The following is a 14,062-nucleotide window of genomic DNA, read 5'->3' as shown; positions in this document are numbered from 1 at the left end:
TGGGGAGCTTTCCGATTACTAAATAAGCTATAGTCCGCTCGCGCTACTTCTTTGTGATGCGGAACTCTACGCGGCGGTTGAGGCGGCGCGTTTCCTCCTGATCATTGCTGGCCACCGGAGTAGCACCGCCAAAGCCCTCGGTGGTGATACGAGCCGCCGAGATGCCACGCGCCACCAAGTACTTCTTTACCTCGTTCACGCGGTCTAGGCTGAGCTTCACGTTCAGGGCCGGATCACCCTGGTTGTCGGTGTGGCCTTCCAGCTTAATCTCCATGTTCGGGTACTCCTTCAGAATACCAATCAGGCGCTGCAATTCCGGGTAGGAGTTTTCGCGCAAGAAAAACTTGCTTTGGGCAAAGAAGATGTTGGTCAACTTGATCGTCTGGCCCACCGTGAAGGGAATCAGAAACAGGTCCTGGTTGATTTCGGTATATTTTTGCCGGTCCGTCACGTCTAGGTTATCGCTTTCGGCGATGTAGTTGGCTGCTTCCGCCCGATAGCCATAGTGAGCGCCGGAGGGCAGCACGATGGTGTAGGAGCCATCAACGGGGCTAGTTTCGGCTATGCCTAGCTCCTCGCCCGTTAGCAGATTCTCGTAGCGAATTTTGGCCGCCACCGGTTTCTTAGTCGAGGCATCCAGCACCCGGCCCCGGATCAGTGTCACTACTTCCGGCTTAAACTGAGGCGTGAGACCAATACGGAAAATGTCGCGGGAGCCTTCCGTGCCATTCCTCGACGATACGAGATACGCATCATCGCCCGCCGCCGACACCGTGTAGTAGGCATCAAAGTCAGAAGAGTTGATGCTCGAACCTAGGTTGCGGGGCTTGGTCCAGCTGGTCCAGCTATCGTCGAGGCGCTTACTATAGAAAATGTCGCTTTTCCCGTAGCCACCGTGGCCTTCGGAAGCGAAGTAGAGAGTTTTGCCATCAGCGGCCAAGAAGGGGGCGAATTCCGCCTTTTTGGTATTGATAGAAGTGCCGAGATTACGTGGTTTGCCCCAGGTTCTTCCATCGGGCTTGAGCAGGCTGACGTACAGGTCCTGTTCGCCCTGTCCATCTTTGCGCTCCACGGCCATCAGCAACTCCTTACCCGATGTAGCCAGGAAGAAATCGACGTTCTCGGGGTCGTTATTATAGAAGTCTTCTACCTCAATCTTCGTTGGCCTCGACCAGCCTGTAGCCGTGCGCCGGGCCATACTCAAGCCCTTCGGATCGAGTGAGCCATCCGCGTTATACACGTTAATCAACACCACCGAATTACCATCCGATGATACTGAGGCCAGCCCGTTTGGGCCAGGCGTATTAATAGGGCCACCAATGTTCTTTGCTGGATTCCACGATTTTGTGCGGGCATCGCGCAGGGTGCTGTACCACACGTCCTGCACGTCCTCTTTGCCCCCCACGTTTTGGGGACTCTCTTGGCGGGCGAAAAACAGTGTTTTACCGTCAGGTGAAATGACGGGGTGCGTGTCAACGTATTTGGAGTTGACGGTAGGTCCGAGGTTCACCATAGCTGAGTCGACCGAAACACCACTTTCGCCTTCGGGCGCGGCCTTGAACTCCTCCTTCACCATAGTAGCCGCCACATCCGCAATACCGATAGCGTCAATCTGGTTTACCCCGTTCACCCTAATCGTGTTCATCGTGACGACGACCCCGATGGTGCGGTAAGTAGCAGGCTCAAATGTTACTTGCAAGGACCGAAACAGCTCGGGTAAAGGACCAGGATTTTTGTTCTCATACACCTGGTGTTTTCCACCACGCGTATCAACCAGTTCAATTTTGATAACTGATCCTGGATTGAAGTTTTCGACGACCGTAACTTGGCGGGCAATCAGAGATTTACTGAACTTGACTTCAATAAATTCTTCTTTCCCCTCTTTTTTAGGAATCCAGGCCTCATTGCTCACCTGACCTAAGGGCTGAGCATTAGGCTCACCAAGTACTTTCTCTGGCGAAAAGGGTTCTTTTCCCTCCGCTTTCTGCGACGATACTCCCACTACCTTGCTGGCCCACACGGCATGCTGAGCTTGAGCTTTTAAGCTTGCTCCTGCTACAATTGCCAGCGTTAAAACAGCTTTATAAATACGCATAGGTTACACCCAAAGAAGTCTGAAAATAGCTTAGCCAGCCTTTGTTCCGTTCAGTCCTTCACCTACTCGCAGTTTGAGCGACAGGGAAGTTGACCCGGTCTGCGAAAGCCAAGCCAAAACTACAAACACCATTTCGAACAGTAGATAATTTTTTCAAAATAGCACTTTATAGTTTATTAATAATAGGCTATACAAGTAAAGTGCTAAAAAAATCCTGCCCACACGATCATGTGTAGGCAGGATTTTTCACTTGTTTAAATAAACAGCTACGGGGCTTAGGGCTGCAAGGTGAAAGTGCGGGTAACGGAGTTAAACGGACCGGATATTACGGTGCCACTGGCATCCACTAGCTCCAGCTTCACGGTATTCTGGCCGGCGGGTAGGCCTTCCATCATGTAAGGCAGCCACTGGTCGAGCATAAATTCGCTGCCGTTGATGGTAGCGCGCACTTTATTACCTTCCGGGCTCAAAGTAGTGTTAACCAGATAAAAATCTAGCATCACCTTCTTAGTGTCGGCGCCCGAGTAAGTATCCTTGGGCCGGCTATAAAACATATGGGGAGCCGATAAATTGGCGTTCAGCGGCGTTATTGTGCCTGCGCCAACGTTTACTAGGCGCAAGTCATAGGCGCCGCGGTGCTTCAGGCTTTCGTGGTAAGAGCGCGAGAGGAAGGAAAGAACTACGTGCTGACCGTCGGGGATATTCTTGGTAAACTCAGTGGTGTAATGCGCAGTATAAGGCTCATTATCAACGATGTTATGAATGTGCTGCCCCTGCTGCGAGTTCGCCATATGCTCTGCGTGTACGCCGCCAGTCATCTTGGTGAGCTGAAAGTTGCTCAGGTCATAGTCAAAGGCTACAGCTCCGGAAGCTACATTGCTACCTGGCACGGGCGTTTTGAGGCGCATCTGCGACTCGGGGTACTTAGGCGAATCGTTGAAGGGCGTCAACCGAATGCCATTCTTTTCCATGCTTGATAGACCAGTAACCGTGGTAGCCTCCGATTGAATCTGTGTAGCGGTTTCTGTTTGCTGGCGAGTTGTGTCGCAGGCCGCGAGGCCAAGCAGTACGGCAACACTGAGGAGTAGAACTGGTGCTTTCATAAGGAAAAGAAAATAAAAAAATCGGTCCGTTTCTTCGGTACCGCTGTGCTACAAAAATGACGTTTAATTTTTTGAGTACCTTGCAGAGTACGTATTGAATGCCCAAAAGTATATTTGATTCTCCACTATGGACTCAACATTGCTGGAAGAAATTCCATCTCTCGACCTAGCCGACTTCCGGTCAGGCGACCCGGAGCGCAAGCAGCGCTTCGTTCAACAACTCGGCGAAGCGTACCAGAGCATTGGCTTTGTGGCGCTGCGCAACCACGGCCTAACTGAAGAGCAAACTGCTCAGCTTTACTCCGATGTAAAAGCTTTCTTCTCTCTGCCCGATGAGGTGAAACAAAGCTACGAGAATCCAGAGCTTGCTGGGCAGCGCGGCTACACTGGCAAAGGAAAAGAGCACGCCAAGGGCCGCAACACCGGCGACCTGAAGGAGTTTTACCACGTGGGCCAAGAGGTAGATGATCCGAATGATCCGATCAAAAGCGAATACCCGGACAATATTTGGCCGAAGGAAGTCCCAAGCTTTCATGAGAGTACGCTTACCACGTACAAAACGCTGGAAGCGGCCGGCAAGGATGTGTTGCGGGCTATTGCCATCTACCTGAACCTGCCCGAGAATTATTTTGATGATAAGGTGCGCAATGGCAACAGCATTCTGCGGCCCATTCACTACTTCCCCATCGAGAACCCCGATGCAGTACCCGCTGATGCAGTACGCGCGGCCGAGCACGGTGATATCAACCTGATTACCCTGCTCATGGGTGCTTCCGCCGACGGCCTGCAAGTGCTACGCCGCGACGGCAAATGGATTCCCATCACGGCCCTGCCCGACCAGATTGTGGTGAACGTGGGTGACATGCTACAGCGCCTGACCAACGGCGTGCTCAAGAGCACTATTCACCGTGTAGTGAACCCGCCCCGCGAGAAGATGAATTCTTCACGCTTCTCGGTGCCCTTCTTCATGCACCCCCGTTCGGAAATGAGCCTAGCTGCTCTTGAAAGCTGCGTTACGGCCGATAACCCCAAGCAGGAGAAAGATATTACAGCCGGCGAATTCCTTAATGAACGCCTCATTGAGCTGGGCTTGAAGAAAAAGTAAGCCATGTGGTTGAGTCATTAGCTCAACACTTTTAAGAAAGATAAAAAGCCCCCCGGCATATTTCTGGGGGGCTTTTTTCTGGTAATGCCGTATCTTTTCTTTACCTATGAACGCCTAAGCAGCAGGCAGTAAGCACCAACCAGTGGAAACGGAAGAGGTAAGCTTGGTTCCCCCACCCCGTCGGAGTGGCCGCCGCACCAAGCGCGTGCGCGGCATTATATTCCTGAAGGATGTGGCCGTGCTGGGCCTCACAAGTTTTGGCGGCCCGCAGGCTCACTTGGCCATGATGTTTCGCCTGCTGGTAGACAAGCGGCGCTATCTGACCTCGGCTGAGTTGGTAGAGCTAAACGCCCTGTGCCAGATTGTGCCCGGTCCTACTTCCACTCAAACCATCACAGCCATCGGGTTTCGCCTCGGCGGCCCCAATTTGGCCTACCTCACGCTGCTGGTTTGGATGCTGCCCACCGTGGCCTTCATGACTATTTTTGCCCTTAGCATCAGCTATTTAGACAAAGGCTTGGTAGCTCGCTTAGTGCAATTTATTCAGCCTATTGCCATCGGGTTTGTGGCGTACTCGGCGTATAAGATTGCCGAGAAGGTCATTCATACCAAAACCTCGGTAGCCCTGATGGTATCGGGGGCGATGCTGGCTTATTCCTTCCAGCTTCCGGCTGTGCTGCCGCTGCTGTTGTTGGCTGGGGGGCTAATTACCACCTTCCGCTACAGCAAAATTCCTGAAGTACGAGAAAAACAGCCCCTGCGCATTGAGTGGGCTAACTTTGCCCTCTGGTTAGGTGTGCTGGTGACTGCGGCCGTGTTGGGCCACTATACGCGCTGGCTACCCGTGCGGCTATTCGAGAACTTCTACCGCAACGGTAGCCTGGTATTTGGCGGCGGGCAGGTATTAGCGCCCCTGCTATTCGCTGAGTTCGTGGAGTTTAAACGTTACCTCACGGCGCCGGAGTTTCTGTCGGGTCTGGGGCTGGTGCAGGCCATGCCGGGGCCTAATTTTTCGTTTGCGTCTTATATCGGTGCGTTGGCCATGCGCCGGGAAGAGGCGGGCGTAAGCGGACAGCTATTAGGGTCTTTGGTGGCCACGGCCGGTATTTTTCTGCCCGGCACCTTTCTTATATTCTTTCTTATTCGGTTCTGGGACCAGCTCAAGCAGTACCGAGTGGTAAAAGCCTCATTGGAAGGCATAAACGCGGTGAGTGCGGGCTTGGTGTGGGCGGCTACCTTTCTGCTCTATCACCCGCTGCCCGATACGCCCATCAACCTAGTATTGATAGCGGTTACCTTTCTGCTGCTGCTCTGGAATAAGATTCCCTCCTACGTAATAATAGCCGTGGGCTTAACAGCCGGCGCGTTGTTGTAAAGACGCAAAAAAGCCCCCCAGAAAATATCTGGGGGGCTTTTTTGCGCTTTATGATGGGTTATAGTGCAGCTTACTCTTCCAGCATCTGGGCTTCTGGTAAGCGCATAAGGTAATCGCCGTAACCGCTTTTGCGCAAGGGCTCCGCAATTTTGCGTAGCTGCTCGCCCGTAATAAAACCCTGACGGTAAGCAGCTTCCTCAATAGAACCCACTTTCAAGCCTTGGCGGTGCTCAATCACGCGCACGAACTCTGAGGCCTGCATCAGACTTTCGAAGGTGCCTGTGTCCAGCCAAGCCGTACCACGGCCCAGAATGCCGACCTTCAGCTTACCGCGCCGTAGATATTCCTGATTTACATCCGTGATTTCGTACTCGCCGCGCGGGCTGGGCTTCAACTCGCGCGCAATCTTAATTACCTCGTTATCATAGAAGTATAAACCTGGCACCGCGTAGTTGCTCTTGGGTTCCTTAGGCTTTTCTTCGATGCTGAGCGCCTTTTTGTTATCATCAAACTCTACCACGCCGTAGCGCTCCGGGTCGTTTACGTGGTAGGCATACACCACGCCCCCATCGGGGTTGCTATTGTTTTGTAGCAGCTGTTCGAGACCTTCACCGTAGAAGATATTATCGCCTAGCACCAGTGCTACCTTGTCATCGCCAATAAAATCAGCGCCGATCACGAAAGCTTGCGCCAGCCCGTTGGGCACTTCCTGAATAGCGTATTGGAAATTACAGCCTAGTTTGCTGCCATCGCCCAGCAGGCGTTTAAATTGCTCCTGATCGTGAGGCGTGGTAATAAGCAGAATGTCGCGGATACCAGCCATCATCAGAATCGACAAGGGATAGTAAATCATCGGCTTGTCGTACACGGGCATAAGCTGCTTGCTAACGGCCAGCGTGAGCGGGTGCAACCGAGTGCCGGAGCCGCCGGCGAGGATAATACCTTTCATAGGTGTTGAGCTGAGGATGGCTATGTTTTGTATAAAAGCAGAAACTAATCTTTTACGCTAGTTGCTTTCCCGAATAAACGTCTGATTTGCTTTGAACCACGCCAGCGTTTGCTGCAAGCCTTCCCGAATGCGAATCTGCGGGTCGTAGCCGAGCAGGGTTCTGGCTTTCGTGATGTCGGCTAGCGAATCGCGGATATCGCCGGGCCGGTCGGGGCCGTAGATGGGCGTGATGTCGGAGCCGGCTTCTTCCTTTAGAATGTTGAAGAGGTCGTTGAGGGAAGTACGATCGGCCACGGCGATGTTGTACACCTGATTCAGGGCTTCCGGATTGGTGGTGAGCGCCGCTTTGATGTTGGCCTGCACGCAGTTCTCAACAAAAGTAAAGTCACGGGTCTGGCCGCCGTCGCCGTTCATGCGGGGGGCTTTTCCTTGCAGTACCGCGTCAATAAATAGCGGAATTACGGCCGCGTAGGCGCCGTTTGGGTCCTGGCGGGGGCCAAAAATATTGAAGTAGCGCAGCCCAATAATGGGCATACCATAGGTTTTGCCAAATACATCGGCGTAAAGCTCGTTGGTATACTTAGTAACCGCGTACGGCGACAGGGGCTTACCAATGCGGTCCTCTACCTTAGGTAGGTGAGGTGAGTCGCCATAGGTGGAGGATGAAGCAGCGTACACAAAGCGCTGCACATTGGCTTCCTTAGCCGCCACCAGCATATTAACAAAGCCGCCTACGTTCACATCGTTACTCGTAATCGGGTCGTTGATGGAACGGGGCACCGAGCCCAGCGCAGCTTGATGTAGCACCACATTTGCCCCCCGGCAGGCATCATGACACACTTGCGGGTCGCGGATGTCGCCTTCAATTACTTCCAGTGCCGGAGCACCTTTGAATAGGCGCATGTTTTTGCGAAACCCGTTGGAATAATTATCCAGTACGCGCACGCGGCCAGCACCATGTTTGAGCAGGTATTCAACCAGATTAGAGCCAATAAATCCGGCTCCACCCGTCACCAGAAAGGTTAGGTTATCGAGCGGCTGGTCGTGAAAAGGGGTTCCGTACACGTTATTGAATTAAGAATGAGAAATGAAGTTCGAGGAATTCGAGGGCACTGAGTAGTTCTTCACTCCTCATTCTTCATTAAGCAGCTTTAGCTGTATTGCTGCAGATAATAATCTTGGTAAGCGCCTGTTGTCACGCGTTCCAGCCACTCGTTATTTGCTAAGTACCAGTCCACTGTTTGAGCTAGCCCTTGCTCAAATGTCACCGAAGGCTCCCAGCCCAACTCGTTCATGATTTTGCTTGAGTCGATGGCGTAGCGCAAGTCGTGGCCGGCACGGTCTTTCACGAAAGTGATGAGCTGGCGCGAGGTGCCTGGCTCCTGACCGGTTTTCTCGTCCACTACATCGCAGAGCAAGTGAATCAACTCCAGGTTCTGCCATTCGTTCACGCCGCCAATGTTGTAAGTATCACCTACTTTGCCTTTGTGAAACACCGCATCAATGGCAGTGGCGTGGTCTTTCACGAAAAGCCAGTCGCGCACGTTTTCGCCTTTACCATACACGGGCACCGGCTGCTTGGTCCGGATGCGGTGAATAGCCAAGGGAATCAGCTTTTCAGGGAAGTGATTTGGGCCGTAATTATTCGAGCAGTTGCTCAGCTTTACGGGTAAACCATAGGTGTGGTACCAAGCCCGCACAAAGTGGTCGGAACTGGCTTTGGAAGCCGAATAAGGCGAACGGGGATCGTAGGCCGTATCTTCCGTAAACATCTCGGGACCCATTTCCAAGGACCCGTACACTTCGTCGGTGCTCACGTGGTAGAAGGTTTTGCCTTCATAGCCCAGGGGCTTCCACAGGTTTTTGGCCGCATTCAGCAGATGCACGGTGCCCAACACGTTCGTTTTCACGAACGCCAGCGGGTCGGTTATGGAGCGGTCTACGTGCGACTCGGCGGCAAGGTGAATGACAGCGTCGGGTTCCTCGCGAGCGAAGAACTCATCTATGAACTGCTGATCGGCAATGTCTCCTTTTACAAAACGGTAGTTAGGTGCATTCTCAATATCGCGTAGGTTTTCCAGATTACCAGCGTACGTCAGGGCATCGAGGTTGATGATCTGATATGCTGGGTACTTGGTCACAAACAGGCGCACCACATGCGACCCAATAAATCCGGCTCCCCCGGTAATGACAATTTTCATGTGCGTAAATGGTTGATTGTTAAACAGCTAAATGCTTGGAAGCTATACTATTAAATGCCTGGTCGTTCAATTGAACATGAGAATGACTAGCCACTCAATCTTCACTCATTTAGCTATTTGCCATTAATCTTTGTTGCCATTTCCAAGAGCTGGCTAAGCTGTCTTCTAAACTAGTAGTAGTTTCGAACCCTAATACCTCCTTAGCCTTAGTTGCATCGGCGTAAATGGCGGGCACATCACCAGGACGAATAGGGCCGATAACGTAGTTAAGCTTCTGTCCGCTAGCCTTTTCAAATGCCTGCACTACCTCCAGCACGCTGTTGCCGTGGCCGGTGCCTACATTAAATGTTTCGACATTGTCGCTTTCCCCTTGCAGCAACCGCTCTACCGACGTGATATGGGCCTTGGCCAAGTCTACTACGTGGATATAATCGCGAACATTGGTGCCGTCGGGCGTGTCGTAGGTGTTGCCGAAAATGGTCAGCTTCTCCCGGATACCAGCGGCCGTTTGCGTTACAAAAGGTACTAGGTTATTGGGTACACCCAGCGGCAGCTCGCCAATGAGAGCTGAAGGATGGGCCCCAATCGGATTGAAGTAGCGCAGCAGAATAGTGCGTAAGGTAGCGTTAGGCGCAGCGGCCACATCGCGCAGAATATCTTCGCAGACTTTCTTGGTGTTACCGTAGGGCGAAGTAGCTGGTTTGGTGGGCGTTTCCTCCGTCACGGGCAACTTATCGGGAATACCATACACGGTGCAAGAAGAAGAAAACACCAGATTAGGTATTTCAAATTCCTGCATCACTTTCAGCAGCGCCAACAGCGAACCCACGTTGTTGTGATAATACGCTAGCGGCTTCTGCACCGACTCGCCCACAGCCTTGAAGGCAGCAAAGTGAATAGCTGCCCGCAGGTCTTTCTCGTGCGAGAATACCTCCCGCAGAGCCACCTCATCGGCACAATCAATAGCGTAGCAGGGAACCGAAACACCCAGGATTTCCTCGATGCCGCGCATCACGGACTCGGTGGAATTACTAAAGTTATCTACTATAATAGGCTGATATCCAGCTTGATATAGCTCTACCACTGTATGCGAACCAATATAGCCCGCGCCCCCCGTCACAAGTATTTTCGTTCTTTCCATCTTCGTTAAATAAGGTAATGGCTTGAGGTTAAATGGTTGATTGTTGGCAAGCTAGCATTTAACCTCAAGCCATTAAAACATTCGTTTTATAAACTCCAATAATGCATGTCCCGCATTTTGCCGCGGTATAAACCTTTAATATCCACCAGCACGGCGTTGTCGGAGGTTATGGCCTGAAAAAAAGCTTCGTCTTTGTCTATGTAGGGCTTGTGGCTCACGGCTACAATCACAGCGTCATAATCGGTGCGGGTCTCCTCGGCAGAAGTAAGGCGAAAACCGTACTCGTGGTGAAGCTCGTCGGAGTCGGCGTGGGGGTCTACGATGTCCACGTTCACGGAGAAGTTTTTCAACTCCTGAATCACGTCGGCCACCTTAGAATTGCGGATGTCTTCCACGTTTTCCTTAAATGTAGCGCCCATTACCAGCACCCGGCTCTTGGCTACGTCCTTACCCTGCTTGATGATCATTTGCACGGTTTTGCGGGCAATGTAGGCGCCCATATTATCATTGGTGCTTCGCCCTGAAAGGATAACCTTAGCGTCGAAACCCAGTTCTTTGGCCTTGTAGGTCAAGTAATAAGGATCCACGCCAATGCAGTGACCACCCACCAGGCCCGGCGAGAACTTGAGGAAATTCCACTTGGTACCAGCCGCTTCCAACACCTCGTAGGTGTTGATATTCATGCGGTCAAAAATCAACGACAGCTCATTCATGAGCGCAATGTTGACGTCGCGCTGGGTGTTCTCGATGATTTTGGCGGCCTCCGCTACTTTGATGCTGCTGGCCCGATGCACACCAGCTTTTACAACCAACTCATAGAGTTTGGCAATAATATCCAGCGACTCGTCATCGCAGCCGGCTACTACTTTGATAATGCTGGTTAGTGTGTGCTCCTTGTCACCGGGATTGATGCGTTCGGGTGAATACCCGACCTTAAAATCCTGCGGAAATGACAAGCCCGAAAGCTTTTCCATCACTGGAATGCAGTCTTCCTCGGTGCAACCAGGATACACAGTGCTTTCAAACACCACGTAATCACCCTTTTTCAAGACTTTACCCACGCTGGTAGAAGCGCCCAGTAGGGGCTTCAGATCGGGCATGGCGTGCTCGTCAATGGGCGTAGGTACCGCCACAATGTAAAAGGTAGCCTCGCGCAGTACTTCCAAAGAATCGGTGAAAGTAATGTCGCACCCCTCGAAGTCTTTGGCTTCTAGCTCGCCGCTGGGGTCAATGCCGTTGCGCATCAAATCGACGCGGGCGGCGTTTATGTCAAAACCAATAACGCTAAGTTTGCGGGCAAACTCGAGGGCGATAGGCAAGCCCACATACCCGAGACCGATAACGGCTAGCTTGGCTTTTTTCTGAAGTAATTGCTCGTACACAGGAAGAGAAAAATCTGAATGTAGACTTATGAATTCTAAGTTGAAATAACAGGTAGCACCTGATTATCAGGAGTTAATTCGTACAGCTCGCCGCTTTCGGGGCAAGTGGCGCGCCGAGCGGCATCAAAGGTAAGCCGATGGCCCGCCCGACTCATCCAACCCCGGGACCGGGCAGGGTTGCCGTATACCAAGGCATAGGGCGCTACGTCGCGGGTTACGACGGAGCCGGCGCCTACGAAGGCATACTCACCCAAGCGGACTCCGCAGATTATGGTAGAATTGGCCCCCACACTCACCCCGCGCTCCAGCACTGTAGGCTGGTACTCGTGGCGGCGCGGTACGGCGCTGCGCGGGTTGCGCACATTGGTGAATACCACCGAGGGACCCAGAAATACGTCGTCGGCGCACTCTACGCCGGTGTATAGGCTCACGTTGTTTTGCACTTTCACGTTGCGGCCCAGGCGTACGCCATCGGCTATCATTACGTTTTGCCCAATGCTACAATTCTCGCCCAACTCGCAGCCCGCCATCAGGTGAGCGAAGTGCCAGATGCGACAGCCGGCGCCGATGCGGCAGCCGTCGTCGAGCACGGCGCTGGAATGGGCAAAATAGGCAAGCGTATCGGTCACGAAAGCAAGTAACTAGCTCGGCAGGCCGCCGATTTTGAGCCCGCAAAGGTAGAACTTTTTAAGTTTGAGAAATCTGCTCAGACGGTTCTTAATCTGTTCGTAACACCCAAAGCAACTACGACATTGCAGCTGAGAACTCAGTCCTTAGGTCTGCAATTCTTTTATTTCGCAATAAATCTTACGCGTTTCCTCCACGGGAACATCGAGCGCTTTGCCATACGCAAGCAGTGCGCCGGCAAACAATTCCAGCTCAGTCTTTGGCTTGCCCGATTGCACATCCAACTGCAAGGAAGTAGGCGTGTGATAGGGGAAAGACCTGGCCTTTTGGAAGGTTTGTTCGATGATGTCGGCAGGCAGGGCCATGCCTTTTTTACGGGCAATGGCTTGTATTTCCTGCATAATAAGGTGCGCCCGCTCATGCAACAGCGGCTCTTCCTCTACCTGCCCAATCGATTTATTATACCGGGCACTGACCAAGCCAAAGCTGGCAATGAAGATAAATTTGGTCCAGATAGCCGGAAACGCGTCCTCCTGATATTCAATTGCTATGGTGGCATTAGCCAGGAGGTCAACCAAAGACTCCGGAGAATATTCGGGACGCTGAGGATCCTTGCCAACAATAATTTTACCGGGGTTGCCCTTGTGTTCTACTATACCCTTCTCTTTGATGTGGGAGGCCACATACACACAGGCCGGCAGAACAATGACTGTAGGAATGATGCTTTTGATCCGCTCATAAATATCAACCCCATTCATCAAAGGCAGGATAACGACGTTGTCCTGAACTTTCGACTTTAGCTGCTTGCAAACCGATTCTAGGTCATACTCCTTAACGCAGAGGAGTAGCACATCGATGTTTTCCAATTCTGCCACCGTTTCTACCAGCTTCGTGGGGTGAGCGACGTTAGCAGGGTGCTCGGGCGAGAGCAGCATCAACCCGTTTTCTTTTACTCGCTCATAAGTCTCGCCGCGAGCGACAAAGGTGATAGTGGCCGTGGTAGTAGCGGCGTATTTTTGAGCTATTTTAAACCCAAAATAGCCTCCTACCCCGCCCAACCCTACGATAGCAAGTTCCATTGTTTACATGTATATGAGTGAGAAATAGAACGAGAGATCATCACTGCGTGATAAGGTGACAACCAGTAATATAAGGCGAGTTAATACCGGCAAAGCTAGCAGCCTCTGCTGCGCAGAAAGTATATACTCTAGTCTGCCCAAGTTGCGCTTACCATGCGGTCTTTGCTAAACATATCCTGGCGAATTTGCCCCCCAGCGTAGCCTAACTCACAGAGCAAGTGCAGTACCGCTGCTGCGTACTGCTCATTTATTTCGAAGTACAAATTGCCCCCTGGCCGCAACAGTTCTCGCCCCAGCTCCGCGATGCGCCGGTAGAACAGCAGCGGGTCATTATCAGGCACAAACAAGGCTGTGGCCGGCTCGTATTCCAGCACATTAGCGCGCATCTGGGCCCGCTCACTTTCCAGTACGTAAGGCGGGTTGCTCACTAGAATTGCTAGGCTGTGGGGGGCAATTTCTACTGGGGCGGCGTGCAGAATGTCCACCTGCTGAAACTCTACCGAGGGCGCGTAGCGGGCAGCGTTTCGCTTAGCTATGGATAATGCTTCCGCCGAACTATCTACTCCAATAACCCGCGCGGAGGGCATTGCATGGCTGAGAGCAATAGGAATGCAGCCCGAGCCAGTACCTATATCCAGAATGCTGAGCTGCGGGGCGTTTTTATGTTCCTTAATAATAAGCGCCACCAGCTCCTCCGTTTCGGGGCGGGGAATGAGCGTGGCGGGCGTTACTTCCAGCTCTAAGCCAGCAAAATGGGCGGTGCCGAGTACGTATTGCAGCGGCTCATGGCGCAGGAGACGGGCCTGGGCAGCTTCAATCAACGCCTCTTTCTCGAGCGGGACCTGGTCGGCGGCTTGCGTGCGGCGCTTTAAAGGACTTAGCTCCAGATAATGCTCTAGTACCTGCCCGGCCATGGCAGCGGCTTCGGGCTCAGGATAAATGCCCCCCAAATTGGTGGTGAGGCGGCGGGTTAGCTCCAGGATGGTCATACGGGACGCGGTTTGT

Annotated in this window: 12 protein-coding genes; 2 read left to right on the top strand and 10 right to left on the bottom strand. The window is 52.5% G+C overall.

Features of this window, described 5'->3' with window-relative positions:
• Window positions 1-43: 43 nt before the first annotated feature.
• Window positions 44-2,095: an OmpA family protein gene (locus tag ACW9KT_RS01545; protein ID WP_457077608.1), complete on the bottom strand. Its 2,052-nt coding sequence runs from the start codon at window positions 2,093-2,095 to the stop codon at window positions 44-46.
• Window positions 2,096-2,370: 275 nt separating this feature from the next.
• Complete coding sequence (locus tag ACW9KT_RS01540) at window positions 2,371-3,198, bottom strand: hypothetical protein (protein WP_457077607.1); 828 nt, start codon at window positions 3,196-3,198, stop codon at window positions 2,371-2,373.
• Between the two features lie 127 nt (window positions 3,199-3,325).
• On the opposite strand from ACW9KT_RS01540, the gene ACW9KT_RS01535 reads away from it, so the two are divergent.
• Window positions 3,326-4,303 (top strand): isopenicillin N synthase family dioxygenase, encoded by a 978-nt coding sequence (locus ACW9KT_RS01535; protein ID WP_457077606.1) that lies wholly within the window; start codon window positions 3,326-3,328, stop codon window positions 4,301-4,303.
• Between the two features lie 142 nt (window positions 4,304-4,445).
• On the top strand, window positions 4,446-5,678 hold the full coding sequence (gene chrA / locus ACW9KT_RS01530) for a chromate efflux transporter (protein WP_457077605.1): 1,233 nt from the start codon (window positions 4,446-4,448) through the stop codon (window positions 5,676-5,678).
• A gap of 70 nt (window positions 5,679-5,748) precedes the next feature.
• Here the strand turns inward: chrA and rfbA are convergent, their stop codons facing one another.
• From rfbA to prmC, 8 genes are all read right to left on the bottom strand, one after another.
• Entirely contained in the window at window positions 5,749-6,627 is an 879-nt protein-coding gene (rfbA, locus tag ACW9KT_RS01525) for a glucose-1-phosphate thymidylyltransferase RfbA (RefSeq protein WP_457077604.1), read from the bottom strand.
• 57 nt (window positions 6,628-6,684) lie between these two features.
• The gene (locus ACW9KT_RS01520) at window positions 6,685-7,692 is read right to left on the bottom strand and encodes an SDR family oxidoreductase (RefSeq protein WP_457077603.1); all 1,008 of its coding nucleotides are present in this window, start codon (window positions 7,690-7,692) and stop codon (window positions 6,685-6,687) included.
• Window positions 7,693-7,778: 86 nt separating this feature from the next.
• Window positions 7,779-8,828: a dTDP-glucose 4,6-dehydratase gene (gene rfbB, locus ACW9KT_RS01515; RefSeq protein WP_457077602.1), complete on the bottom strand. Its 1,050-nt coding sequence runs from the start codon at window positions 8,826-8,828 to the stop codon at window positions 7,779-7,781.
• Between the two features lie 109 nt (window positions 8,829-8,937).
• Window positions 8,938-9,969 carry a UDP-glucose 4-epimerase GalE gene (gene galE / locus ACW9KT_RS01510; RefSeq protein WP_457077601.1) on the bottom strand — a complete coding sequence of 344 codons (1,032 nt, stop codon included), beginning with the start codon at window positions 9,967-9,969 and terminating at the stop codon, window positions 8,938-8,940.
• Window positions 9,970-10,055: 86 nt separating this feature from the next.
• The gene (locus tag ACW9KT_RS01505; RefSeq protein ID WP_457077600.1) at window positions 10,056-11,351 is read right to left on the bottom strand and encodes a nucleotide sugar dehydrogenase; all 1,296 of its coding nucleotides are present in this window, start codon (window positions 11,349-11,351) and stop codon (window positions 10,056-10,058) included.
• Window positions 11,352-11,386: 35 nt separating this feature from the next.
• A complete protein-coding gene (locus ACW9KT_RS01500; RefSeq protein WP_457077599.1) occupies window positions 11,387-11,980 on the bottom strand; it encodes an acyltransferase in 594 nt (197 codons plus the stop codon).
• A gap of 144 nt (window positions 11,981-12,124) precedes the next feature.
• Window positions 12,125-13,057 carry a ketopantoate reductase family protein gene (locus ACW9KT_RS01495; RefSeq protein ID WP_457077597.1) on the bottom strand — a complete coding sequence of 311 codons (933 nt, stop codon included), beginning with the start codon at window positions 13,055-13,057 and terminating at the stop codon, window positions 12,125-12,127.
• A 128-nt stretch (window positions 13,058-13,185) separates the two neighbouring features.
• Window positions 13,186-14,046 carry a peptide chain release factor N(5)-glutamine methyltransferase gene (gene prmC / locus ACW9KT_RS01490; protein ID WP_457077596.1) on the bottom strand — a complete coding sequence of 287 codons (861 nt, stop codon included), beginning with the start codon at window positions 14,044-14,046 and terminating at the stop codon, window positions 13,186-13,188.
• Between the last annotated feature and the right edge of the window lie 16 nt (window positions 14,047-14,062).

Source organism: Hymenobacter sp. HD11105 (genome assembly GCF_054051685.1).
Note: the sequence above shows the minus strand (reverse complement) of the source record. Positions and strands in the feature narration are given on the sequence as shown.